Raw genomic sequence first — 23,196 nt, 5'->3', positions numbered from 1 at the left:
CCGGTGACGCCCCCGAATCCCGCTTCTCGGCTTCCCGACTTCACAGCGGCCCGGCGGCCCGGCGGCGATCAACCGCAGCCGGCTCAGCAGTCACTCCGGTTCTCCGGCTGCGCGGCGGACGAGGAGGCGGGCGAGGACGGTGTCGTGCGCGTCACTGGCGCAGAAGCCGTCGCGCGAGGAGGCGCCGAGCCGGTAGGCGGTGGTCGGCCGCCACGTCCTCGACCCGGCCGTCTTCGGCGTCCTGGAGCACACCGGGCCCGGCCAGGGCGGCGGGAGCCTGCGGAAGCCGGCACGGTGCGCGGAGCCGTCTCCGAGGGTCCGCGCTGCGGCGCCGGCGACAAGGCCGACCATCTGCGCTCGGTGGTCCGCCTGGCCTGCGCCCGCCCCGACCTCGGTCCCGAGTTCCGCTCCTGGCTGCGGAAGTTGGTGGCGGAGCTGGAGGCCGGCGCGGACCACGGCACCGCCCGGACGGGCGGCCGGGAGCGGCGCCGGGCCGCCTGAGGCGACGCGGGAGGAGGGCGGCCGTAACCGCCCGGGCCGTCGCCGTCGCGGCCGTAACAGCCGCCACCCGGAGGCCCTCCCGAGTCCCCTGAATCCCGGCTCAGTCCTGGCGGTTCGGGCGCAGGGTCCACACGACCTGCATCTCGCCGGTCACGGCCCCGTCCGCGCGCCGGATCTCGACCGTCACCGGGAACTCGGGCCGCTTGCCCGCGTCCAGTTCGGCCACGACCTCTCCGGCCGGGCGGCCCAGGGTCGCGGTCGCCGTGACGGCGCCCATCGCCAGCTTCTTGTAGGCGATCTCGGCCCGGACGGCGAGCGGCACGGCGCGCGAGAGCTGGTCGCCGAACGCGGCCAGCACGATGGCACCGCTGGCCGACTCCCCCAGCGTGAACATGGCGCCGGCGTGCGGCCCGCCCACGTGATTGTGGTACTCGCCCTGGTCCGGCAGGGACACCACGGCTCGCTCCGGAGAGGTCTCCTGGAACTCCAGGTTCAGCGTCCGGGCCATCGGCACGGTGGCGGCGAGCATCTCGCCGATCGACATCTGGTCTGCGCTCATGGGGGCATGTTACTCGCGAGTAGCAGACCTGGCCAGAGCCGTGGTGATCACCGCTGTATCGTTGCGGCCCATGTGGCCAGGGGAACAGCCGCCAGGTAGCGGCCAGCAGCAGAACCCGTACCACCAGCCGGGATACCAGCAGTATCCGCAGGCGAACCCCTACGGGCAGCAGCCGCAGTGGGGGCAGCCCGGACCCGCCGGAGCGCCGCAGCCGCAGCCCCCCAAGGGCGCTGGCGGAGGCCGGACCAAACTGATCGCGATCGTCGCGGCCGCCGCCGTCGTCGTCGCGGCCGGCGTGACCGGCTACCTGCTGCTCGACGGCAAGAAGGACGACGAGGCCCGTCCCGGCCCGACCGCGTCCTCCGCCTCTCCCGCGGCCTCCGCCTCGGCCTCGCCGTCCGGGGAGGCCGACCCGCGGTCGGGCGGCAGCGCCGAGAAGCCGACCGTCGCCGGCTGGAAGACCGTGGTGAACCCGGACACGGGCGTCGCCTTCGACGTTCCTTCCGAGTGGCGGGTGCGGGCCAAGACCTGGGTCACCTACGTCACCGACGACTCCGATCCCGACGAGAAGGTGCTGGCCGGCATGAAGGCCCCCGCCGTGCTCAAGGAGAAGTGGTGCGGTTCGGACGACGACAAGGACGGACGGACCGACTACGACCCCCTGGCCAACGTCGGGACGCGCGGCGACAAGAACGCCACGGACACCGCGAAGATGGCCCGCGAGGAGTCCTCGAACTGGGTGTACGGCTGGTACACCCAGCCGGACCGCAAGACCGTGAAGACCGGACCGGTCACCTCGTACACCACCGCGTCCGGCGTCACGGGCAGCGTCGCCACCTCGCGCTCGTCCGGCGTGCCGAAGCACGGCAAGTGCGACTACGACGGCAAGGCGACCACGTTCGCCTTCAAGGACAAGGACGGCGCGTTCCTCGCATGGTCCTTCGTCGGCGCCGCCGGCGTCTCGGAGGAGGTCCCGGACGCGACCGTGCGCAAGATCATGGCGACGGTCCGGCTCTACGAGGAGTAGGGGCGCCGCGGTTTCGGTACGTCCCTGACGAGGGCCGGTGACCGAATCGTTTCCCCGGGCCCACTAGGGTTGCTGGCCATGTGGCCAGGAGAGCAGCCGCCCGGGGGCGCGCAGAACCCGCAGAACAACCCGTATCAGCAGCCGGGTTACCAGCAGCCGAATCCGTACCAGCAGCCCGGCTACCAGCAGTACCCGCAGGCGAACCCGTACGGGCAGCAGCCGCAGTGGGGGCAGCCCGGGCCCGCCGGAGGCCCGCAGTCGCAGCCCCCCAAGGGCGGTGGCGGAGGCCGGACCAAACTGATCGCGATCGTCGCGGCCGCCGCCGTCGTCGTCGCGGCCGGCGTGACCGGCTACCTGGTCCTCGGGGGCTCGAAGGACGACGAGGCCGGCAAGGGCGGGCGGAAAACCAGCCAGTCGCCGACCCCCGAACCGTCGGCGTCCTCGTCCGCGCCGGAGGACAACCCGCGCGGCGACGCCACCGAGAAGCCCACGGTCGCGGGGTGGAAGGCCGTCGTCAACCCGAAGTTCGGCACGGCGTTCGACGTCCCCGCGGAGTGGGAGCTCCAGTCCACGGACGTCTCCTTCTTCATGGAGGACCACGCCGACGGCGACAAGCTGATCACCTCCGTGTCCGCCCCGGCCTCGTACAAGTCGAAGTGGTGCACGGTCGACAGCGACAAGGACGGCAAGACCGAGGACTCCGCGCTCGCGGTCGCCGGCACCCGCGGCGAGAGCGGCGCGAAGAGCCCGGCCCAGGCGGCGACCACCCGGGTGCCCTGGTACGTCTACGGCGGCTACACCCAGCCGGACAAGAAGACCATCACCTTCGACAAGAAGGCCACGGCGTACAAGACCGCGTCGGGCGTCGAGGGCGCCTACGCGTGGGCCCGCTCCAGCAACACCCCGCAGAAGGGCAAGTGCGCGAGCGACGGCAAGGCGCTGTCGTTCGCCTTCCGGAACTCGGCCGGCGACATCGTCTCGTTCGACTTCTACGGCGCCAAGGGCGTGAACGGCGAGGTCGACACCAAGACGATCATGAAGATCCTCAGCACGGTGCGGCTGCACGGCGACCCGACGGGGAACTGAGCCGCACCCCGGGCCGCCTTCGGCGCGGGGCGGGGCATTCGCTCGACAGGTCGGGCGCGGGCGCGGGGAAACGGTTTGGCAAGCCAGGTGGCGAGCGGCGATAGTCACCCGGTGAACTCCACCGCCGGCGACTCCACCCGCCCCCGCAGACCCGCCTGGGCGGGCCGCAACTACGCGCTGCTCACCTCAGCGGCCATCGTGACCGGCCTTGGCGCGAACGGGTCGCTCATCGCGGCCGCGTTCGCGGTGCTGGACGCCGGCGGGGACGGGGGCGACGTCGGTCTGGTGGCCGCGTCCCGGACCCTGCCGCTGGTGGTGTTCCTGCTCATCGGCGGCGCGATCGCGGACCGGCTGCCCCGGCACCGCGTGATGGTCGCCGCCAACGCGCTCAACTGCCTTTCCCAGGCGGCCTTCGCCGTGCTGGTGCTGACCGGTGAGCCCCGGCTGTGGCAGATGATGCTGCTCACCGCGCTCGGCGGCACCGGGCAGGCGTTCTTCGGCCCGGCGGCCGAGGGCATGCTGCTGTCCTCCGTGGAGGGCGAGCAGGCCGGGCGCGCCTTCGCCCTGTTCCGCATGGCCACCCAGGGTGCGGCGCTGGGCGGCGCGGCCCTCGGCGGCGCCCTGGTCGCGGCCGTCGGCCCCGGCTGGGTCCTCGCCGTCGACGCGGCGGCCTTCGCCCTCGCCGGAGCGCTGCGCGCCTTCCTCGACGTCGGACACATCCCGCCGCGCGCGCCGGGCGGGGGCATGCTGGCCGATCTCCGGGAGGGCTGGCGGGAGTTCATCGGGCGCCCCTGGCTCTGGGGCATCGTCGTGCAGTTCTCGATCGCCAACGCGGTCGTCGCCGCCGCCGACGCCGTCTACGGCCCGCTGGTCGCCCGCGACAGCCTGGGCGGTGCGGGCCCCTGGGGTCTGGCGCTGGCCGCGTTCGGCGCCGGCACGGTGGGCGGCGCCCTGCTGATGACCCGCTGGCGACCGCGCCGCCTGCTGCTGGCCGGCACGCTGTGCGTGTTCCCGCTGGCCCTGCCCTCGGCCGCGCTGGCCGTGCCGGTGCCGGTGGGCGTCCTGTACGCGGTCATGTTCGTCGCCGGCGCGACGGTGGAGGTGTTCGGCGTCTCCTGGATGACCGCGCTGCACCAGGAGATCCCCGAGGACAAGCTGTCCCGGGTCTCGGCGTACGACTGGTTCGGCTCGGTGTCCCTGATGCCGCTGGCCACCGCGCTGGCCGGCCCGGCGGAGTCGGCCTTCGGCCGCACGGCCTCGCTGTGGGGCTGCTCGGGCCTGGTGGTCGTGGTCACGGCGCTGGTCCTGCTGGTCCCCGACGTGCGCACGCTGACCCGGCGCACCACGCGGACGACCAGGCCGCTGCTGCCCTCAGCCGATGCCGAAAGCCCCGTCGGGGGGCTCGGGTGAGGCGACGGCCTCGGCGTCCTGGACCGGCCGCGCGGCTCCGGTGAAGTCCCGCAGCGCCGCGCCGTGTTCGACGCGGGCGGGGAACGCGTCGGCGGCGGCCCGCCGGGCCAGGCCGGCCGTGTCGACGGGCCGGTGCGAGGCCACGAGGACCGCGTTGCCGAACCGCCGCCCGCGCAGCACGCCCGGCTCGGCGATCATCACCAGGTGCTCGAACACAGCCGCGAAGGTGGCCAGTTGGGACCGCAGGAAGCCGAACGGCGCCCCGTCGGCCAGATTGGCCAGATAGACCCCGCCGAACCGCAGCACCCGCTCCGCCTCGCGCGCGTAGCCGAGCGAGGTGAGGTGGGCCGGGACCCGGGAGCCGCCGAACACGTCGGCGACGATCACGTCGGCCGAGTCGTCCGGCGCGGCCCCGAGCCAGGCCCGTGCGTCGGCGGCGTGCAGCGTGACCCCCGAACCCGCGGGCAGCGGCAACCGCTCGACGACCAGCTCCAGCAGCGCCCGGTCGGCCTCGACGACCTGCTGCCGGGAGCCGGGCCGGGTGGCGGCCAGGTAGCGCGGCAGCGTGAGCGCGCCACCGCCGAGGTGCACCACGTCCAGGGGCCGCCCGGGCCCGTCCACCAGGTCGAGGGCGAACCCGAGCCGCCGCGCGTACTCGAACTCCAGGTGACCGGGCTCGTCGAGGTCGACGTACGACTGCGGCGCCCCGTCGACGGTCAGCAGCCAGGCCCGCTCCCGGTCGACGTCGGGCATCAGCTTGGCGGTGCCGTGATCGACGGCCCGGGTCACGGGTATGGCTTCACTCACGCCACCATTGTCACCGGTACACGGCGCCCCCGACGCCCGGGGCGGCGGGGCCCCGCGCGACCGGTGTGACCGGCCCGCGGGCCCCGCGCCCCCGGCTCCTACGGTCCGACGGAGAGGACCGTCCCGGCGCCCACCGTCCGGCCGCCCTCACGGACGGCGAACCCGAGCCCGGGCTCGAGCGGCACCTCCCGCCCCAGCTCCACGGTCATCTCGACCGTCTCGCCGGGCCGGGCGACCGCCGTCTCCCCGAGGTCGACGTCCCCGACCACGTCCGCGGTGCGGATGTAGAACTGCGGCCGGTACCCCGTCGACAGCGCGGTCGTACGGCCGCCCTCCCGGGCCGACAGCACGTACACCCGCGCCACGAAGGTGCGCGCCGGCGCCACGCTGCCCGGCGCCGCCACGACGTGCCCCCGCCGCACCGCGTCCCGGGGCACCCCGCGCAGCAGCAGCGCCACGTTGTCCCCGGCCTGCGCCTCCTGCATCGGCTTGCCGAACGTCTCCAGGCCGGTGACCACGCTCTCCACGTCCGCGCCGAGCACCGCCACCCGGTCCCCCAGGCGGACCGTCCCGCGCTCCACGGCTCCCGTGACGACCGTGCCCCGGCCGGTGATGGTGAGCACGTTCTCCACCGGCAGCAGGAACGGCGCGTCGAGATAGCGCTCGGGCATCGGCACATAGGTGTCCACCGCGTCGAGCAGCGCCTCGACGGACGCCGTCCAGCGCGGGTCGCCCTCCAGCGCCCGCAGTCCGGAGACCCGTACGACGGGTACCGAGTCGCCCGGGTACCCCTGCGCGCTGAGCAGCTCGCGGACCTCCAGCTCGACCAGGTCGGTGAGCTCCTCGTCGCCGGCGTCCGCCTTGTTGAGGGCGACGACGATGTGGTCGACGCCCACCTGCCGGGCCAGCAGCACGTGTTCGGCGGTCTGCGGCATGATCCCGTCGAGCGCGGAGACGACGAGGATCGCCCCGTCGAGCTGCGCGGCGCCGGTGACCATGTTCTTGACGTAGTCGGCGTGGCCCGGCATGTCGACGTGGGCGTAGTGCCGGGTGTCGGTCTCGTACTCGACGTGCGCGATGTTGATGGTGATGCCGCGGGCGGCCTCCTCCGGGGCGCGGTCGATGCGGTCGAAGGGGACGAACGTCCCGGTGCCGCGCTCGGCCAGGACCTTGGTGATGGCGGCGGTCAGGGTGGTCTTGCCGTGGTCGACGTGGCCCATCGTGCCGATGTTCAGGTGCGGCTTGGTGCGCACGTATGCCGTTTTGGACATGGCGGTACCTCGAAGCCTCTCAGCCGTAAGGGAGTTCGGGACCCCGAGGAACTCGCCGACCCTCCCCCTGCGGGGTCCGCCGGTCGATCCGGAGAGGGTCAGCTTCGGGCGCCGTCGGCAGCGGCCGCGAGGAAGGGGACGGCAGCCTTCGGCGCATCCGCGACTGCGGATGCTGCGAGGAGGAAGGCGTACCGGGACATGTCGACGATCATCGCCGAGGGCCCGTCCGGCGTCCAACGGTTTTCCGCGCCGTGCGCGGCGCCACGGCGCGGCCGGGTCCCGCCCCCTCCGGAGCCGGCGCTCCTCGGCGCCCGGTGGCTGATTCAGGGTGCGACGGCCGCGGCGCCCGGCGGCTGCCTCAGGGCCCGATGTTCTTCAGCGCCTCACGGACCGTCAGCGGGGCGAAGCGGCCCCGCTCCCGCGCCAGGAAGTCGCGGACCGCCCCGGGGTCGGTCTTGGCGTACTCGCGCAGCGCCCAGCCGATGGCCTTGCGGACGAAGAAGTCGGGGTGCCCGGACTGCAGCAGGCCGTAGGCGAAGAGCCGGCCCGCGTCGGTGCGCTCCTTGTACCGGAGCTGGTGCAGCAGGGCCGTGCGCGCCACCCAGAGGTCGGCGTCGGCGATCCAGGCGTCCATGTCGGCGATGAGCGCCGGGTCGGCCGCGACCAGGGCGCCTACCAGGTGCGCGGCGAGCGCGTCGACGGTGTCCCACCACGGGACGGTGGTGACCAGGTGCCGGGCCACGGGCAGGAACGCGGAGGAGCAGCGGGCCGCGTGCCGGCGCAGGTAGTCCACCGCGAAGTAGTGGTACTCGCGCTCGGGCAGCGCCCAGCAGCGCAGGGCGACCGCGGCGCAGTCGGCCTCCTCGGGGCGGGGGACGCCGGCCAGGACGGTGCGGGACAGCGCGCGGCGGGCCGGGGTGGGGATGCCGAGGAAGGGCGCCACGTCCTTCATGTACGCCCGCATCGCCGCCGCCCGTCCGGGGTCGGCCGAGGCGGCGTAGGCGGCGGTGAGCCGCTCCAGCACGGCGTCGGCCAGGGCGCTGGACGGCACGTGCGGCGGGGCGGGCGCGGCGGCGGTCATGCACCGAACGATACGGCGGCCGAAGCGGCAGGGGCGGGCGATGAAGACGGTCGGCGGGGCGCGGGCGGACGCGCGCGGACGGGGCGCGGCGCCCGGCGGTCCCGCCGCCGGTGAGACGGACCATACGGCGATCACATGTGTTCGTCGGTTAGTGTCGCCGGATGCTCGATGCCACCAACCGCTCTGGGGGCACCGCCACGGTCTCTCCCCCGGCCGCCGCAACGGAGCTCGCCGCCCCCGCGGTCGCAGCCGGACCGTCCCTGTCCCGCGCGGGGTTCGCCGTCCGCTGCACTCGCGCGGCGCTCTCGCCGTACGCCCGTCTGTCCCTGCTGCTCGTGCTCCTCGCGGGCGCCGCGGCGGGGGTGCTGGCCTTCGAGCCGCAGCGGCTGCTGACGCACGGCTGGCCGCCGCAGCTCGGCGGGGCCGCGGCGGCCGTGGTGTTCGCGGCGGCGTACGGGCTGTGCACGGTGGCGTTCGTGCCGCGTCCGCTGCTGAACCTGGCGGCGGGCGCGCTGTTCGGCTCCGGACTGGGCGTGGGGACGGCGCTGGCGGGCACGGTGCTCGGCGCCGGGCTGGCCTTCGGGCTCGGCCGGATGCTCGGGCAGGAGGCGCTGCGCCCGCTGCTGCGGGGCCGCTGGCTGAAGGCCGCCGACGGGCAGCTCAGCCGGCACGGCTTCCGGTCGATGATGGTGGCCCGGCTCTTCCCGGGCGTGCCGTTCTGGGCGGCGAACTACTGCGCCGCCGTGTCCCGCATGGGCTGGCTGCCCTTCCTGCTGGCGACGGCGCTCGGTTCGATCCCGAACACCGCCGCCTACGCGGTGGCCGGCGCCCGTGCCTCGGCGCCGACCTCCCCGGCCTTCCTGATCGCGATGGCCTGCATCGCCATACCGGCGCTGGTGGGCACGGCGGTGGCCTGGCGCAAGCGTCACCAGTTGCGCGCCGGCTGAGCCGCTGCGGACGCCGGTCCGTCAGACGCCTTCGAGGATCATGGCGTTGGCGAGTCCGCCCGCCTCGCACATGGTCTGCAGGGCGTAGCGGGCGCCTCGCTCGCGCATGGCGTGGACCAGCGTGGTGGTGAGCCGGGTGCCGCTCGCGCCGAGCGGGTGGCCGAGGGCGATCGCGCCGCCGTGCACGTTGACCCTGGCGGGATCGGCGCCCGTCTCCTGCTGCCAGGCCAGGACCACGCTGGAGAACGCCTCGTTGACCTCGAAGAGGTCGATGTCGTCCAGACCGAGCCCCGCGCGGCGCAGCACCTTCTCGGTGGCCGGGACGACTCCGGTGAGCATCAGCAGCGGGTCGGAGCCGGTGACGGCGAAGCTGTGCAGCCGGGCGAGCGGGCGCAGGCCGAGGCGTGCGGCCGTCTCGCCGGAGGTGATCAGCACGGCCGAGGCGCCGTCGTTGACGGGGCTCGCGTTGCCCGCGGTGACGTTCCACTCGATCTGCGGGAAGCGCTCGGCGAAGCCCTCGTCGTAGTAGGCGGGCTTGAGGCCGGCGAGGATCTCCGGGGTGCTGCCGGGCCGTACGCACTCGTCGCGGGCGACGCCGTCCAGGGGCGCCACCTCGGCGTCGAACAGGCCGGCCTGCCACGCGGCGGCGGCCTTCCGGTGCGAGGAGACCGCGAACTCGTCCATCTGGGCGCGCGTGAGGGACCACTTGGCGGCGATGAGTTCGGCGCTGATGCCCTGCGGGACCAGGCCTTCCGGATAGCGCTCGGCGACTCCCGGGCCGAACGGGTCCTTGCCGGCCGGCACGTTGGACCACATCGGCACCCGGCTCATGGACTCCACACCGCAGGCGACGACGAGGTCGTAGGCGCCCGCGAGGACACCCTGCGCGGCGAAGTGCACGGCCTGCTGGGAGGAGCCGCACTGGCGGTCCACCGTGGTCGCCGGGACCGTCTCGGGCAGGCCGGCCGCGAGGGCGGCGTACCGCGTGGTGTTCATGGCCTGCTCGCCGACCTGGTCGACGGCGCCGCCGATGACGTCGTCGATCAGGGCCGGGTCGACGCCGGAGCGCTCGACCAGGGTGCGCAGGGTGTGGGCGAGGAGCTGGACCGGGTGGACGTGGGCGAGGGAGCCGTTCGGCCTGCCCCTGCCGATGGGGGTGCGTACGGCTTCGACGATGACTGCGTCGCGCATGGTGCGGGCCTCCCGCGATGCCTGAGCGTTCACACGCTCGACTACTGGTGAGTAGGAATTTCCAACTCACCATAGCCCTGCGCGTTGGAAAATCAAACCCTCACTTAGACTGGGCCGCATGGCCGCCACCAAGGACCCGCGCCCCTGCTCCATCGCCGACGCCCTCGCACTCGTCGGCGAGAAGTACTCGCTGCTCGTCCTGCGCGAGGTGTGCCTGGGCAACGGCCGCTTCGACCAGCTGGTGCGCAACATCGGCGCGCCGCGCGACATCCTGGCCGCCCGGCTGCGCCGGCTCGTGGGCGCGGGGATCCTCGCCAAGCGCGTCTACAGCGAGCGCCCGCAGCGCTTCGAGTACCGGCCGACGCAGGCGGGGCTGGAGCTGGAGCCGGTCCTGATGACCCTCAAGGAGTGGGGCGACCGCCATCTGCGCGGCGGCGTGGACCTGCCCATGGTCGTGGAGCACCGCTGCGGCAGCGAACTGGTCCCCCAGGTGACGTGCCGGGCCTGCGGCGACCCGGTCCGGCACGAGGACCTGACCGCCCGTCCGCAGTCCCCCGGCTGGACGGTCGCCGGACCGGTGTGAACCCCGGGCCGGAGCCCGCGCCGGCCGCCGCAACCCCTGTGCCCTGCCCGTCACCGGGGCCCGCTACGCTGCCCTCGTCACATGATCAGCACGTATCCCCCTCAGCGCTTGGACGCCTCACCTCCATGTCTTGGTTTGAATCCCTCGTCCTCGGACTCGTCCAGGGACTGACCGAGTTCCTCCCCGTTTCCTCCAGCGCGCACCTGCGGCTGACCGCGGCCTTCGCGGGCTGGGAGGACCCGGGGGCGGCCTTCACGGCGATCACCCAGATCGGCACGGAGGCGGCGGTGCTGATCTACTTCCGCAAGGACATCGGCCGCATCGTCTCCGCCTGGTTCCGGTCGCTGGGCGACAAGGCGATGCGGCACGACCACGACGCCCAGATGGGCTGGCTGGTGATCGTCGGGTCGATCCCGATCGGGCTGCTCGGCGTGACGCTGAAGGACCAGATCGAGGGGCCGTTCCGCGACCTGCGGATCACCGCGACGATGCTCATCGTCGTCGGCGTGGTCATAGGCATAGCCGACCGGCTGGCGGCCCGTGACGAGCAGGGCGGCCGGCACCGGGCGCCCAAGCAGCGCAAGACCCTGGAGAACCTCGGCGTCAAGGACGGCCTGATCTTCGGCCTCTGCCAGGCCTGCGCCCTCATCCCCGGCGTCTCCCGTTCCGGCGCCACCATCAGCGGCGGCCTGTTCATGGGCTACCGGCGCGAGGCCGCGGCCCGTTACTCCTTCCTGCTGGCCATCCCGGCGGTGCTGGCGTCCGGCGTCTTCGAGGTGAAGGACTCGGTGGGCGGCGGTGAAGTCGCCTGGGGGCCCACGCTGTTCGCGACGGTGATCGCCTTCGCGTCCGGGTACGCGGTGATCGCCTGGTTCATGAAGTGGATTTCCAGCAAGAGCTTCATGCCGTTCGTCTGGTACCGGATCGCCCTCGGCGTCGTCATCATCGCGCTGGTGACGGCCGGGGTACTGAGCCCGCACGCGGCCGAGTCCGCGAGCTGAGCCCGTCGGGCACCGGCCAACCTCGGCCACCTGAGTAGCCGTTCGGTAGCGCAGCGTCAGTGTTTGCCCCTAGGCTGGCCCGCATGTCCCCCGATGTCACGTCCCGTGGTTCCGTGCGCTCCGCCGCCGAGCTGAACGAGCGGATCCGGGCGCTCTGGCTGCGCGCCGGCGGCACCCTGTCGCCCCAGGAACGCGCGGAGTACGAGCTGTTGGTGGTCGAGTGGGCCCAGGCCGTCCGCGGCCGCGTCATCGAGGCCGCCTGAGGCGGGAGTCCGGAACCGGGCCGGGCGCCGGCGGCGGCCGGGTATGTTCGGCGGATGCGAGGACTGCCGGAGACCGAGGACCTGCCGGGCCTGGTGCGTGAGGCCCTGGGCCGGGGCTGCCGCGTGGTCGCGGTGGAGCGGTTGCGCGGCGGCAGCAAGAAGGGGGTGTACCGGGTCCGGGTCGACGGCGCCCCCGTGACGCGGGTCATCGTCTACAACTGGGCCGGATCGGAGAATTTCTGGCCCGGACAGCCCGGCGCCGACGCGCGCGACCCGCTCGCACCGGCCTCGGGTCTGGCCCCGTTCCTGGCCGCCCGGGACACTCTGGACGACCTCGGCGTACGCGTTCCGCGGGTGCTGCTGGCGGACGGCGGCCGGCGCCGGTACGCGGCGGACGTGGCCGTGGTCGAGGACGTCGGCGAGGACACCCTCGAAGCGCTCTTCGAGACCGACCCCGCCCGCGCGGCGGCCGCCCTGGACGACCTGGCCGCGGCGACGGACGCCATGCACGGGCACCACGCCCCGCGGTACGGCCGGGTGGACCTGCTGCGGGAGGGCGGCACCGCGAGCGGGGCCTCCTGCGAGCGGCTGGTCCTCGACCGCGCCCAGGCCGACCTCGCGGAGGCCTCGGGCCGGGACGGCCGGATCGCCGCGGTGGCGGACCGGCTGCGCGACCGGCTCCACCACCTGGCGGCGCTGGTGGCCCCGCGCGCCGAATACGGGCTGGTCCACGGGGAGCTGGGCCCCGACCACGTCCTGGTCGACGCCCACGGCCGCGCGGTGCTGATCGACGTCGAGGGCGTCATGCACTTCGACGTCGAGTGGGAGCACGTCTTCCTCCGGCTCCGCTTCGGCGAGCGCTACCGGGCGCTGGACCGCCCCGGTCTGGACCCCCGCCGGATGGACCTCTACGCCCTCGCCATGCGCCTCTCCCTGGTCGCCGGCCCGCTGCGGCTGCTCGACGGCGACTTCCCCGACCGGGCCGCCATGGCGGGGATCGCCGAGCACAACCTCGAGGCGGCCCTGGCTCTCCTGCCCTGAGCGCGCCGGACGCATGGGCCGCTGCCCGGTGCGCCTCGGCCGTAGGTGCGCACCACCGATCTCACCCGTGCACTTGGCACCCGGCCGTCCATGGCCAACACTGTGCCGATGACGCAGCGTGTGGAGCTCGCGACCGTGATGGACCGGCTGGCCGTGGACGAGACGGTCACCGAGTACGCGGTGGCGGTGGACGACGGGGACTGGAACGCCTACCGGGGGCTGTTCACGGCGGACGGGCGGGCCGACTACCGCTCCGCCGGCGGCATCGAGGGCGAGGCCGGCCGGGTGGCCGGGTGGCTCGCCGGCAGCCTGGAGTCGTTCGGGGTGCGCCAGCACCTGATCGTCAACCGGCGGCTGCGGTTCGGGATCCACGAGCACGACACCGGGGACACCGCCCGGGTGCGGGCCGACTACGTCAACCCGATGCGCCTCGCCGGCGACGGCGGCTCCGGCGGCCCCGACCTGGTGTGCGGCGGACGGTACGAGTTCGCGCTGCTGCGCACCCCGGACGGCTGGCGGCTCAGCCGGGTCGTCGTGCACGAGAAGTGGCGCCGGACGCCCGAGCCCGGTCCGGCGGCCGTTCCGGGCTGAGCCGGGGCGCGCGCCGGCGTGCCCTGTCGGAGATCGCTTCCGGCGCGCACACTGGAGCCAGTGCGGGGTAGGGAGACTCCTTATGAGGACGATCGACCACTGGCTCACCTCCCCCTGGCGGCGCTCCGGCGTCACCGCTCTGGCGGGCGCCCTGCCCGTGTTCGCGTTCCCGGCGCCGGCGCTGTGGTGGTTCGCGTACGTCGCCCTGGTGCCCTGGATCCTGCTGGCCCGCTCCGCGCCGACAGCGCGGCGCGCGGCGTACGACGGCTGGTGCGGCGGCTTCGGCTTCATGGTGGCCGTGCACCACTGGCTGCTGCCGAGCCTGCACGTGTTCATCTTCCTGATAGCCGGGCTGCTGGGCGCACTCTGGGCGCCCTGGGGCCTGCTGGTCCGCCGGTTCCTCGGCGGCCGCGCGTCGCCGGGGCGGGGCGCGGCCGCGCTGCTGGTACTGCCCTCGGCGTGGCTGGCGGTGGAGCTGGTCCGCTCCTGGCAGGGCCTCGGCGGCCCCTGGGGAATGCTCGGCTCCAGCCAGTGGCAGGTGGGGCCAGCGCTGCGGCTGGCCTCGGTCGGCGGCGTGTGGCTGCTCAGCTTCCTGGTGGTGGCCGTCAACGTGGCGGTGGCGGTGCTGGTGTCGGTGCGCGCGTCGCGGCTGCCCGCGGTGGCCTCGCTGGTCGCCACGGCCGCGGCGACCTCGGCCGCCTGGGCGTGGGCGCCCCGCCCGGACGTCGACGGCGGGGTGCGGATCGCCGTCGTCCAGCCGGGCGTCGTCGGCGGGACGGACAGCGCCGACCGGCGCTTCGACCGCGAGGAACGACTGACCCGGCAGCTTGCCGGTCAGGGCGTCGACCTGGTCGTGTGGGGCGAGAGCAGCGTCGGCTTCGACCTGGACCAGCGGCCCGACCTGGCCCGGCGGATCGCCGCGCTGTCCCGGCAGACCGGCGCGGACCTGCTGGTCAACGTGGACGCCCGCCGCTCCGACCGGCCCGGCATATACAAGAGCTCGGTCCTCGTCAGCGCGCACGGCCCCACCGGTGAGCGCTACGACAAGATGCGGCTCATCCCCTTCGGCGAGTACATCCCGGCCCGCTCCGTGCTGGGCTGGGCCACCTCGGTGGGCAGGGCGGCCGGTGAGGACCGGCGGCGCGGCACCGAGCAGGTCGTGATGAACGTCGGGCACGGGCTGCGGGTGGGCCCGCTGGTGTGCTTCGAGACGGCGTTCCCCGACATGAGCCGGCGACTGGCGGCGGACGGCGCGGACGTGCTCCTCGGCCAGTCCTCCACCTCCTCCTTCCAGGGCGGCTGGGCCCCGGAGCAGCACGCCTCGCTGGCCGCGCTGCGGGCCGCCGAGACCGGCCGCCCGATGGTGCACTCGACCCTGACCGGCGTCTCCGCCGTCTACGGCCCGGCCGGGCAGCGCCTCGGCCCGTGGCTCGGCACCGGTGCGAGCACCGCCCAGGTGTACGAGGTGCCGCTGGCCCACGGCGTCACCCCGTACGTCCGCTACGGAGACTGGCCGGTGCACGGCGCGCTGCTGGTGCTGGCGGCCCTGTGCGTGGGCGAGGGCGTACGGGCGCTCAGGCTGCGGCGGACCGGTCCCGAACCGCTCGTACCACGCGCTCGCACAGCTCATGGGTCGCCAGTGCGTCCCGGGCGCTGAGCACCTTCCGGGCGCCCACCGCGTCGAGGAAGGCCAGCACCGCCTGCTCTATGCCGCGCTGCCGGGCCACCGGCACCCAGTCGCCGCGCCGGCGCACCGTCGGCTGCCCCTTGTGGTCGGTCACCTCGGCCAGGTTCAGCACCTGGCGCTTGGTGTCCTGTCCGGAGACCTCGAGGATCTCCTCGGCCGAGCCGCTGAGCCGGTTCATCACGCCGAGCGCGGTGAAGCCGTCGCCGGCGAGCTGGAGCACCACGTGGTGGAGCAGGCCGTCCTCGACCCGGGCGCGCACGGTCACGTCGTCCACCACGCCCGGCACCAGGAAGCGCAGGGTGTCGACGACGTGGATGAAGTCGTCGAGGATCAGCGAGCGCGGTTCCTCGGGCAGCCCGATCCGGTTCTTCTGCATGAGGATCAGCTCGCGCGGATGGTCCAGGCACTGCGCGTAAGCGGGGGCGTGACGGCGGTTGAAGCCGACGGCGAGCGAGACGTTCCGCCGTTCGGCGAGCTCCACCAGACGCTCGGAGTCGGCGAGTTCGTAGGCGAGCGGCTTGTCCACGTAGGTGGGCACGCCCGCTTCGAGGAGCCGGGTCACGATGTCCGGGTGGACGGCGGTCGGCGCGTGCACGAAGGCCGCGTCCAGGCCGGCCGCGAGCAGCGAGTCCAGGGTGGTGTGCCGCTGGGCGTCCGGCAGGTGGAGCGAGTCGGCGACCCGGGTGAGGGTGGCGGCCGTCCGGGTCTGCAGGTGCAGTTCGACGCCCGGACGCGTGCCCAGCACCGGCAGGTACGCCTTCTGCGCGATGTCCCCGAGTCCGATGCAGCCGACCTTCACGTGCTCTCCCCTACCGGTTGCCTTCGGATGCCCTGCCGGAAGCATACGGGGGCGGCCGGCGGCCCCGGCGCCCGCGTGTTCGGAGGCCGGAAATCCCTGGTGGGAACGGCCGCGCTGGGCGAGGATGCGGGGATGACCGATGAACGCCGGGAACCCGCGACCGACGCCGACGAACGCACCATGCTGGAGGGCTGGCTCGACTACCACCGGCAGACCCTGGCGTGGAAGTGCGAGGGCCTGACCGACGCCCAGTTGCGGACGGCCTCCGTGCCGCCCTCCACGCTGTCCCTGATGGGGCTGGTGCGGCACATGGCGGAGGTGGAGCGGTCCTGGTTCCGCAGGGTCCTCGCGGACGAGGACGCCAAGCCCATCCACTTCAGCGACGCGGACCCGGACGGCGAGTTCCGGCTCACCGAGGCGGACACCTGGGCCGCGGCCCACGCCACCTGGCGGGCCGAGATCGAGGCGGCCCGGCGCCACGCGGCCGGCTTCGCCCTGGACGACCTGTCCCGGGGCAGGCACCGGCACACCGGCGAGCGGCACAGCCTGCGCTGGATCTACACCCACATGATCGAGGAGTACGCGCGGCACAACGGCCACGCCGATCTGATCCGCGAGCGGATCGACGGCGCCACCGGCGACTGAGCGTCACCCTGGGGGCGCCCGGGCCCTCCGTACGGGGCACGAGATCACCCGTGCGGGGCATCAACCCCCCGCACACGGTGTGCACCAGGTGGCCGAACCAGCAGAGTTGCACGGGTGCATCGAACGACGACGACCGCAGCGCTTCTGGTCACCGTGGCCGTCTCGGCCCTCTCCGGCTGTGTCACCGTACAGCGCCCGGCGGCCCCCGGTCCCCCGCCGGACACCGTGTCCTCGCAGGGCACCGGGCCCCGTCCGGACGGCAGTGCCGTGCCCCGGGTGGTGCAGGCGCCGGTGCGGGAGGCGCTGGAGATGGCCGGCCCGACCCGGCGGCCGCGGCACGGCGAGCCGGCCTCCCCGCGGCGGACGCCCGCGGCGCCCCCGGTCGGCCGCCGCCCGGCCGCCCCGCCCGCGCCCGTTCCGCCGCGCCAGGACCGCCCTCGGCACCAGGGCGGGGGCCTGCCGGGCGTGGTGCAGCCGGTGCCGCAGGCCCCGGACGTGTGCGCCCTCGGCAGGCAGTACGGCGGCTGGCGCGGCGGCAGCCCCGAGTCGGAGATCTGCGAGCAGACCTACGGTCACTGATCCCGGTGGCGCGGTCCGGGTCAGCCGGTGGGCCGCTGCCGCGGCGGTCCCCAGGAGTCGCCCGGGGCGCCCTCGTCCCCGAGCCGGGACTCCAGGCGGCTGATCGCCGCCCGCACCCCGTCGCCGTAGCCGTCGTCGGACAGCGAGCCGGCGGTGCGGCGGGCCCGGCCCAGATGGCTGCGGGCGGCCTCGGCGCGGCCCAGCCTGGCGTAGTCGGCGGCCAGGTTGAGGTGGAGCGAGGGCAGGAAGGCGCGGACGCCGACCGGGTCGCCGGCGCCGCGGCCGTCGGTCAGCTCCTCGGCCGCGGACAGGGCCCGCAGGTCCCAGGCGAGTTCGTCGGCCGGGTCGTCCTGGGTGTCGGCCAGATAGTGGGCCAGGGTGCAGCGGTGCAGCGGGGCCCCTTCCTCGCCGATCTCCGCCCACAGCAGCAGGAGGCGGCGGCGCGCCTCCTCCCGGTCGCCGCCGTGATGCAGCATCACGACCTGCCCGATCCGCGTCAGCACGGCGTCCGGCGCCGCCTGCTCCTGTCGCTCCGCCACCGAGTCCTCCGGCCGTCGTCGGCTGTCGGGTCACCGTCTGCCCCGACGCTAGCCGCAGGCGCCGGCGATCCGGGGCAGGCGGCCCCGTGCGACACGGGACCGCGCGCGGCCGAACGGGTCAGCCGAGGTCGGGGATACGCCAGTCGACGGCCTCGTGCCCCTGGCCGGCCACGGCCTCGTTGATCTGGGTGAAGGGGCGGGAGCCGAAGAACTTCTTGGCGGACAGCGGCGAGGGGTGCGCGCCCTTCACCACCACGTGCCGGGTCTCGTCGATCAGCGGGAGCTTCTTCTGCGCGTAGTTGCCCCACAGCACGAAGACCGCCGGGTCGGGGCGGGAGGCCACGGCGCGGATCACGGCGTCCGTGAACCGCTCCCAGCCCTTGCCCTTGTGCGAGTTCGCCTCCCCGGCGCGGACCGTGAGCACCGCGTTGAGCAGCAGCACGCCCTGTTCGGCCCACGGCATCAGATAGCCGTTGTCCGGGACGGGCAGGCCCAGCTCCTCCTTCATCTCCTTGTAGATGTTCCGCAAGGAGGGCGGGGTCTTCACGCCCGGGCGCACCGAGAAGCACAGACCGTGGCCCTGGCCCTCGCCGTGGTACGGGTCCTGGCCGAGGATCAGCACCTTGACCTTGTCGTACGGCGTCGCGGCCAGCGCGGCGAAGACCTCTTCGCGCGGCGGGTAGACGGGACCCCTCGCCCGCTCCTCCTCGACGAACTCGGTCAGCTCCTTGAAGTAGGGCTGCTGCAGTTCGTCGCCCAGAACCCCGCGCCAGGACTCGGGCAGCATGGCGATGTCGGTCACGTCAACGTCCTCACGGTGTGCGGTCACTTCAGGTTCCCGAACCTACAGGCGACCACTGACAGCCGGGGCGGGAGGACCGTCACCAGCTCGTCTTGCGGTGCAGCTCCCACATCATCATGATCGTCGACGGGTCGAGGGCGCGCTCGCCGCCCGAGATGTCGTCGCTGGCCGCGACGTACTGCCGGCCCTGCCACAGCGGGATCAGCCGGGCGTCGTTCACCAAGAGCTGCTGGGCGGCCTCCAGGTCCTTGACCACCTTGCCGCGGTCGCTCTCGGCGCGCGAGCGGGGCAGCAGCACGTTGGTGATCTGCTTGGACGGGTAGGGCGTCCCCAGCGCGTTGTGCTCGCCGACGAACGGGGCGATGAAGTTGTCCGCGTCGGGGAAGTCCGGGAACCAGCCGCGGCCGAACACCGGGTACTCGCCCTTCTGGTAGCCGACCACATAGGTCTTCCAGGGGCGGCTCTTGAGGGTGACGCTGAACAGCCCGGAGGCGTCGAGCTGCCGCTTGAGCTCCTGGAACATCACGGCCGTCTCGGAGCCGTAGCGGTCGGTGGTGTACCAGAGGGTGAGCGGGACGCGCTGGGTGATGCCCGCGTCGGTGAGGATCTTGCGGGCCTTGGACACGCTCGGGTCGCCGAAGTCGTCGAAGTAGCTGGTGGCGTGCCCGGTCAGGCCGGCCGGGACCATCGAGTACAGCGGGACGACGGTGTCCTTGTAGACCTTGTGCGCGATCGCGCCCCGGTCGACGACCTGGGCGACGGCCTTGCGCACGGCGGGCTGCTTGGCCCACGAGTCCTTGGGGTTGAACACCAGGTAGCTGATGTCCGTGCCGGTGCCGTCCACCAGTTGCAGGTCGGTGGTGCCGGCCCGCTGCAGGGTGAGGATGTCGTCGGCGGCGAGACCGCGGTAGGTGACGTCGATCTGCTTGTCGCGCAGCGCCTTCACCATGGTGGCCGAGTCCTGGAAGTACCGGATGGTCACCGCGCTGTTCTGCCGGTCGGCGAAGCCCTGGTAGCGGTCGTTGCGCACCAGGACGGCCTGCTTGCCCTCCTCGTAGGACTGCAGCGTGTAGGGCCCGGAGCCGAAGACCTTGTTGTCCTTGCGCAGCGAGTTCACCGGGTAGTCGTCGGGGTCGACGACGGACATGGCGGGGGTGGCGAGGACGAACGGGAAGGTGGCGTCGGACTGGTTGAGGTGGAAGACCACCTCGTTGTCGCCGACCGCCTCCACCCGGTCCAGGCTGCCGAGCAGACCGGCGGGGCCGCCGGGGGCGTCGATGGTGCGGATGCGGTTGATGGAGTGCTGGACGGCCTCCGCGTTCAGCGGGTCGCCGTCGGCGAACTTCATGCCCGGGCGCAGCTTGCAGCGGTAGGTGCGGCTGGCGGTGTCGGTGAAGGAGCAGCTCTGCGCGGCGTCCGGCTGCGGCGTCGTGGCGCCGTTCGGGTAGGCGAGGAGCGTCTGGTAGATGTTCCGGTAGAGCTCCCAGGAGCCGTCCCAGGCGCCGGCCGGGTCCAGGGTGCTGGGCGCGCTGGTGGTTCCGACGACGATCGGGCCCTTGCTGTCGGGATCCCCGTCCGAGAACAGACCGCAGCCGGCCACCATGGATATGGACGCGATCGCCGCGACTCTCCGCAGGAATCGGTTCCGGTTGAACACGCGCACGCTCCTCGATCTGCCATACCAAGGGTCGGCAGACCATACCGCAGCGTCCGGCCCCGTGAACCTCCCCTGAACCAGGCGTTCTTGATCGATTGCGCGATGACTACGTTGTCAATCCGCTGTGCGCGTTTTGTGCGGCGTTTCGGGCGCCGTTCCGCTGGGAAACGGCGCCCGAAAAAGACAGCCGGACGGCTACCGGTCAGCCCACGCCGGCGTTGAGGAAGATGCCGCCGTCGACGACGAGCGTCTGGCCGGTGACCCAGTCGGACTGCTCGGAGGTGAGGAACGCGGCGGCCCCGCCGATGTCGGACGGCACACCCAGCCGGCCGAGCGGGTAGGACGCCGCCGCCTCGGCCTCGCGGCCCTCGTAGAGCGCCTGGGCGAACTGGGTCTTCACCACGGCCGGGGCGATCGCGTTGACCCGCACGCGGGGCGCGAACTCGTGCGCCAGCTGCTGGGTCAGGTTGATCATCGCGGCCTTGCTGACGCCGTAGGCGCCGATGAACGGCGAGGGCGCGAGGCCCGCGACGGAGGCGATGTTGACGATCGCGCCGCCGTTGTCCTTCTGCCAGGCGTGCCACGTCTTCTGGGCGAAGCCGAGCGCCGAGATCACATTGGTCTCGAACACCTTGCGGGCGACGTCCAGGTCGAGGTCGGCGATGGGCCCGAAGACGGGGTTGGTGCCGGCGTTGTTGACCAGGAAGTCGACGCGGCCGAAGGCCTCCATGGTCCGCTCGACGGCCTCGGCCTGGTGGCCGAGGTCGTGGGCCTTGCCGGCGACGCCGATGACCCGGTCGGCGCCGAGCCGTTCGACGGCCTCCTTGAGGGCGTCCTCGTTGCGTCCGGTGATGCACACGCGGTCGCCGCGGGCGACGAGCGCCTCGGCGACGCCGTAACCGATGCCGCGGCTGGCGCCGGTGACGATGGCCGCCTTGCCGGAGAGCTCCGGGAGTTCAGTCATGTCCGTGATTCCCCAGACTTCCTAGTCGAGCGGTCCGCCGGCGACGTACAGCACCTGGCCGGAGACGAAGCCGGCCGCCTCGCCGGTGAAGAACGCGATGGCGTTGGCGATGTCCTCGGGCTCGCCCACCCGCTGGACCGGGATCTGGGTGGCGGCGGCGTTCTTGAAGTCGTCGAAGCCCATGCCTACCCGGTCGGCGGTGGCCTTGGTCATCTCGGTGGCGATGAAGCCGGGGGCGACGGCGTTGGCCGTGATGCCGAACTTGCCCAGCTCGATGGCGAGGGTCTTGGTGAAGCCCTGCAGACCCGCCTTGGCGGCCGAGTAGTTGGCCTGGCCGCGGTTGCCGAGCGCGGAGGACGAGGACAGGTTGACGACCCGGCCGAAGCCCGCGTCGACCATGTGCTTCTGGACCGCCTTGGTCATCAGGAACGAGCCGCGCAGGTGCACGTTCAGGACGGTGTCCCAGTCGGAGACGCTCATCTTGAACAGCAGGTTGTCGCGCAGCACGCCGGCGTTGTTGACCAGGATGGTCGGGGCGCCCAGCTCCTCGACGATCCGGGCGACGGCGGCCTCGACCTGCGCCTCGTCGGAGACGTCCGCGCCGACCGCGATCGCCCGGCCGCCGGCCGCGGTGATCTTCTCGACGGTGTCCTTGCAGGCGGCCTCGTCGAGGTCGATCACGGCGACCGCGCGACCCTCGGCGGCCATCCGTACGGCGGTGGCGGCGCCGATGCCGCGTGCCGCGCCGGTGACTACCGCGACCCGCTGTTCAGTGGTGGACATTGCTGCTTCTCCTCGCCCTTGAGAGAACCTGTGCGGCTCCTGGCTGAGCCGGTCAGTGCGGTGAGCGACCGCTTAGTACCTTCAGCACAGGCGACGCTAGAAGCCCTGGCATCCGGTGTCAACGGGACACCGGGCCGGTGTGATCCATTACCTCACCAGGAGGTCCAGCAGACGCTCGGTCTCGGCCGCCGGGTCGGCGGTGAGCCCGGTGTGCACCGGCCCCGGCTGCACGACGGTGGACCGGGGCGCGATCAGCCAGCGGAAGCGCCGTCCGGCGTCGTCACGGGCGGCCTGCCCGGCCTCCTCGCCACCGGCGCAGACCCGTTCGACGGCGCCGAGCGCGGCCCGCACTCCCGCCACGTCCGCCCCGGGGTCCAGGGCGAGCAGCCGGGCCTCGTCCAGATGGGTGCGGGCGCCGACATAGGACCGGGCGCGGCAGTAGACCACCACACCGGCGTTGACGCACTCGCCGCGCTCGATCCGCGGCACGACCCGCAGCAGGGCGTACTCGAACACGTCCCGGTCACCGCCCTGGCCCGCCCGGGTGATGTGGCGCTCGGTCACATGACCGGCCATGTGGATGTGACGCTCGCTCACTTGCCCTCCTCGATGCCGGTGATGCGTTCGGCGACGACGGCCGCGCGGGCGAGCAGCGGCCGCGCGTAGGCGTCCCTGAGTTCGTCCGGGTCGCCGAAGCCCGGCTCGTCGGCCAGCCAGGCGTCCGGGATCTCGGCGGTGACCTCGGCGAGGAGGTCCGCGGTGACCCTGGGCGCCAGCTCGGCCGCGGCGGCGGCGACGTCCGGCGCGAAGCGGGCGAGGGCGTGGTCGGCGGCGTCGTAGGGGCGGGCCGCCGAGGCCTCGGCGGCGGGCCAGTTGTGATGCCAGATCATCGTGGCGCCGTGGTCGATGAGCCACAGTTCGCCGCGGTGCATCAGGAGGTTGGGGTTGCGCCAGGAGCGGTCGACGTTGTTGATCAGCGCGTCGAACCAGACGATCCGCCCGGCCTCGGCGGGGCTCACCGGGAAGGCGAGCGGGTCGTAACCGAGGGCGCCGGAGAGGAAGTCCATGCCGAGGTTGACGCCGCCGCTGGACCGGAGCAGGTCCTGCACCTGCTGCTCGGGTTCGCCCAGGCCCAGCACGGGGTCCAGCCGGACCGTCACCAGGCGGGGCATCCGGAAGCCGAGCCGGCGGGCGAGTTCGCCGCACACCACCTCGGCGACCAGGGTCTTGCGGCCCTGTCCGGCGCCGGTGAACTTCATGACGTAGGTGCCGAAGTCGTCGGCCTCGACGAGTCCCGGCAGCGAGCCGCCCTCACGCAAAGGGGTGATGTAGCGGGTGGCGGTGACTTCCTTGAGCATCGCCCCAGGCTACTGGGGCGGAAC

General features: G+C 73.3%; 25 protein-coding genes and 1 pseudogene. 13 read left to right on the top strand and 13 right to left on the bottom strand.

Annotated features, from left to right (window positions below; all coding sequences use genetic code 11):
• Positions 1-294: 294 nt before the first annotated feature.
• Positions 295-501: a hypothetical protein gene (locus ACZ7JA_RS17840; RefSeq protein ID WP_450746068.1), complete on the top strand. Its 207-nt coding sequence runs from the start codon at positions 295-297 to the stop codon at positions 499-501.
• 100 nt (positions 502-601) lie between these two features.
• On the opposite strand, the gene ACZ7JA_RS17835 is transcribed toward ACZ7JA_RS17840, so the two are convergent.
• Positions 602-1,045 (bottom strand): DUF4442 domain-containing protein, encoded by a 444-nt coding sequence (locus tag ACZ7JA_RS17835; protein WP_351668867.1) that lies wholly within the window; start codon positions 1,043-1,045, stop codon positions 602-604.
• Positions 1,046-1,130: 85 nt separating this feature from the next.
• Here ACZ7JA_RS17835 and ACZ7JA_RS17830 point away from each other — a divergent pair, with 85 nt between their 5' ends.
• The 3 genes from ACZ7JA_RS17830 to ACZ7JA_RS17820 all read left to right on the top strand — a co-directional run bounded on the left by ACZ7JA_RS17830 (position 1,131) and on the right by ACZ7JA_RS17820 (position 4,583).
• Positions 1,131-2,087 carry a DUF8017 domain-containing protein gene (locus tag ACZ7JA_RS17830; protein ID WP_470809089.1) on the top strand — a complete coding sequence of 319 codons (957 nt, stop codon included), beginning with the start codon at positions 1,131-1,133 and terminating at the stop codon, positions 2,085-2,087.
• Between the two features lie 78 nt (positions 2,088-2,165).
• Positions 2,166-3,173 (top strand): DUF8017 domain-containing protein, encoded by a 1,008-nt coding sequence (locus ACZ7JA_RS17825; protein ID WP_389449629.1) that lies wholly within the window; start codon positions 2,166-2,168, stop codon positions 3,171-3,173.
• 111 nt (positions 3,174-3,284) lie between these two features.
• Complete coding sequence (locus ACZ7JA_RS17820) at positions 3,285-4,583, top strand: MFS transporter (protein WP_470809087.1); 1,299 nt, start codon at positions 3,285-3,287, stop codon at positions 4,581-4,583.
• Here ACZ7JA_RS17820 and ACZ7JA_RS17815 read toward each other — a convergent pair.
• The 3 genes from ACZ7JA_RS17815 to ACZ7JA_RS17805 all read right to left on the bottom strand — a co-directional run bounded on the left by ACZ7JA_RS17815 (position 4,545) and on the right by ACZ7JA_RS17805 (position 7,742).
• Positions 4,545-5,390 carry a spermidine synthase gene (locus ACZ7JA_RS17815; RefSeq protein WP_470809085.1) on the bottom strand — a complete coding sequence of 282 codons (846 nt, stop codon included), beginning with the start codon at positions 5,388-5,390 and terminating at the stop codon, positions 4,545-4,547. The two genes, ACZ7JA_RS17820 and ACZ7JA_RS17815, sit on opposite strands and share 39 nt — an antisense overlap.
• A 98-nt stretch (positions 5,391-5,488) precedes the next feature.
• Positions 5,489-6,661, bottom strand: a complete 1,173-nt coding sequence (gene tuf / locus ACZ7JA_RS17810) for an elongation factor Tu (RefSeq protein WP_351668750.1) — start codon at positions 6,659-6,661, stop codon at positions 5,489-5,491.
• A gap of 358 nt (positions 6,662-7,019) precedes the next feature.
• Entirely contained in the window at positions 7,020-7,742 is a 723-nt protein-coding gene (locus ACZ7JA_RS17805; RefSeq protein WP_470809082.1) for a DNA alkylation repair protein, read from the bottom strand.
• Positions 7,743-7,903: 161 nt separating this feature from the next.
• Between ACZ7JA_RS17805 and ACZ7JA_RS17800 the strand changes: the two genes are divergently transcribed.
• Positions 7,904-8,689 (top strand): TVP38/TMEM64 family protein, encoded by a 786-nt coding sequence (locus tag ACZ7JA_RS17800; protein ID WP_470809080.1) that lies wholly within the window; start codon positions 7,904-7,906, stop codon positions 8,687-8,689.
• Between the two features lie 21 nt (positions 8,690-8,710).
• On the opposite strand, the gene ACZ7JA_RS17795 is transcribed toward ACZ7JA_RS17800, so the two are convergent.
• Complete coding sequence (locus ACZ7JA_RS17795; protein ID WP_470809078.1) at positions 8,711-9,880, bottom strand: thiolase family protein; 1,170 nt, start codon at positions 9,878-9,880, stop codon at positions 8,711-8,713.
• 118 nt (positions 9,881-9,998) lie between these two features.
• Here ACZ7JA_RS17795 and ACZ7JA_RS17790 point away from each other — a divergent pair, with 118 nt between their 5' ends.
• From ACZ7JA_RS17790 to lnt, 6 genes are all read left to right on the top strand, one after another.
• On the top strand, positions 9,999-10,463 hold the full coding sequence (locus ACZ7JA_RS17790) for a winged helix-turn-helix transcriptional regulator (protein ID WP_470809076.1): 465 nt from the start codon (positions 9,999-10,001) through the stop codon (positions 10,461-10,463).
• Positions 10,464-10,588: 125 nt separating this feature from the next.
• Complete coding sequence (locus ACZ7JA_RS17785) at positions 10,589-11,464, top strand: undecaprenyl-diphosphate phosphatase (protein ID WP_351668763.1); 876 nt, start codon at positions 10,589-10,591, stop codon at positions 11,462-11,464.
• Positions 11,465-11,547: 83 nt separating this feature from the next.
• Positions 11,548-11,727, top strand: a complete 180-nt coding sequence (locus tag ACZ7JA_RS17780) for a hypothetical protein (protein WP_351668765.1) — start codon at positions 11,548-11,550, stop codon at positions 11,725-11,727.
• 54 nt (positions 11,728-11,781) lie between these two features.
• Positions 11,782-12,768, top strand: a complete 987-nt coding sequence (locus tag ACZ7JA_RS17775) for a phosphotransferase (RefSeq protein ID WP_470809074.1) — start codon at positions 11,782-11,784, stop codon at positions 12,766-12,768.
• Between the two features lie 108 nt (positions 12,769-12,876).
• Positions 12,877-13,359, top strand: a complete 483-nt coding sequence (locus ACZ7JA_RS17770; RefSeq protein ID WP_351668770.1) for a nuclear transport factor 2 family protein — start codon at positions 12,877-12,879, stop codon at positions 13,357-13,359.
• 82 nt (positions 13,360-13,441) lie between these two features.
• The gene (gene lnt, locus ACZ7JA_RS17765) at positions 13,442-15,016 is read left to right on the top strand and encodes an apolipoprotein N-acyltransferase (RefSeq protein ID WP_470809071.1); all 1,575 of its coding nucleotides are present in this window, start codon (positions 13,442-13,444) and stop codon (positions 15,014-15,016) included.
• Here the strand turns inward: lnt and ACZ7JA_RS17760 are convergent.
• Positions 14,934-15,845 (bottom strand): Gfo/Idh/MocA family protein, encoded by a 912-nt coding sequence (locus ACZ7JA_RS17760; RefSeq protein WP_351668774.1) that lies wholly within the window; start codon positions 15,843-15,845, stop codon positions 14,934-14,936. The genes lnt and ACZ7JA_RS17760 overlap by 83 nt on opposite strands.
• Positions 15,846-15,977: 132 nt before the next feature.
• On the opposite strand from ACZ7JA_RS17760, the gene ACZ7JA_RS17755 reads away from it, so the two are divergent.
• Both ACZ7JA_RS17755 and ACZ7JA_RS17750 read left to right on the top strand, forming a co-directional pair.
• Complete coding sequence (locus ACZ7JA_RS17755; protein WP_351668776.1) at positions 15,978-16,490, top strand: DinB family protein; 513 nt, start codon at positions 15,978-15,980, stop codon at positions 16,488-16,490.
• A 114-nt stretch (positions 16,491-16,604) separates the two neighbouring features.
• Positions 16,605-17,069 carry a hypothetical protein gene (locus ACZ7JA_RS17750; protein ID WP_389296705.1) on the top strand — a complete coding sequence of 155 codons (465 nt, stop codon included), beginning with the start codon at positions 16,605-16,607 and terminating at the stop codon, positions 17,067-17,069.
• Positions 17,070-17,089: 20 nt separating this feature from the next.
• On the opposite strand, the gene ACZ7JA_RS17745 is transcribed toward ACZ7JA_RS17750, so the two are convergent.
• The 7 genes and pseudogenes from ACZ7JA_RS17745 to ACZ7JA_RS17715 form a co-directional block, all read right to left on the bottom strand.
• Positions 17,090-17,608 (bottom strand): hypothetical protein, encoded by a 519-nt coding sequence (locus tag ACZ7JA_RS17745; RefSeq protein ID WP_351668780.1) that lies wholly within the window; start codon positions 17,606-17,608, stop codon positions 17,090-17,092.
• 118 nt (positions 17,609-17,726) lie between these two features.
• Positions 17,727-18,410: a uracil-DNA glycosylase gene (gene ung / locus ACZ7JA_RS17740; protein ID WP_351668782.1), complete on the bottom strand. Its 684-nt coding sequence runs from the start codon at positions 18,408-18,410 to the stop codon at positions 17,727-17,729.
• 397 nt (positions 18,411-18,807) lie between these two features.
• A pseudogene (locus ACZ7JA_RS17735) lies at positions 18,808-20,013 on the bottom strand (ABC transporter substrate-binding protein); the annotation flags it as partial.
• 256 nt (positions 20,014-20,269) lie between these two features.
• On the bottom strand, positions 20,270-21,031 hold the full coding sequence (locus ACZ7JA_RS17730; protein WP_351668786.1) for an SDR family oxidoreductase: 762 nt from the start codon (positions 21,029-21,031) through the stop codon (positions 20,270-20,272).
• 21 nt (positions 21,032-21,052) lie between these two features.
• Entirely contained in the window at positions 21,053-21,814 is a 762-nt protein-coding gene (gene fabG / locus ACZ7JA_RS17725) for a 3-oxoacyl-ACP reductase FabG (protein WP_470809063.1), read from the bottom strand.
• A 147-nt stretch (positions 21,815-21,961) separates the two neighbouring features.
• Positions 21,962-22,411, bottom strand: coding sequence for a DUF3037 domain-containing protein (locus ACZ7JA_RS17720; RefSeq protein ID WP_351668790.1), 450 nt, complete (start codon positions 22,409-22,411; stop codon positions 21,962-21,964).
• Positions 22,408-23,172, bottom strand: coding sequence for a HipA family kinase (locus ACZ7JA_RS17715; RefSeq protein ID WP_389449660.1), 765 nt, complete (start codon positions 23,170-23,172; stop codon positions 22,408-22,410). The genes ACZ7JA_RS17720 and ACZ7JA_RS17715 overlap by 4 nt, the downstream gene beginning before the upstream one ends.
• Between the last annotated feature and the right edge of the window lie 24 nt (positions 23,173-23,196).

Source organism: Streptomyces sp. NPDC038135 (genome assembly GCF_055601245.1).
This window is presented reverse-complemented; position numbering and strand designations above follow the sequence as displayed.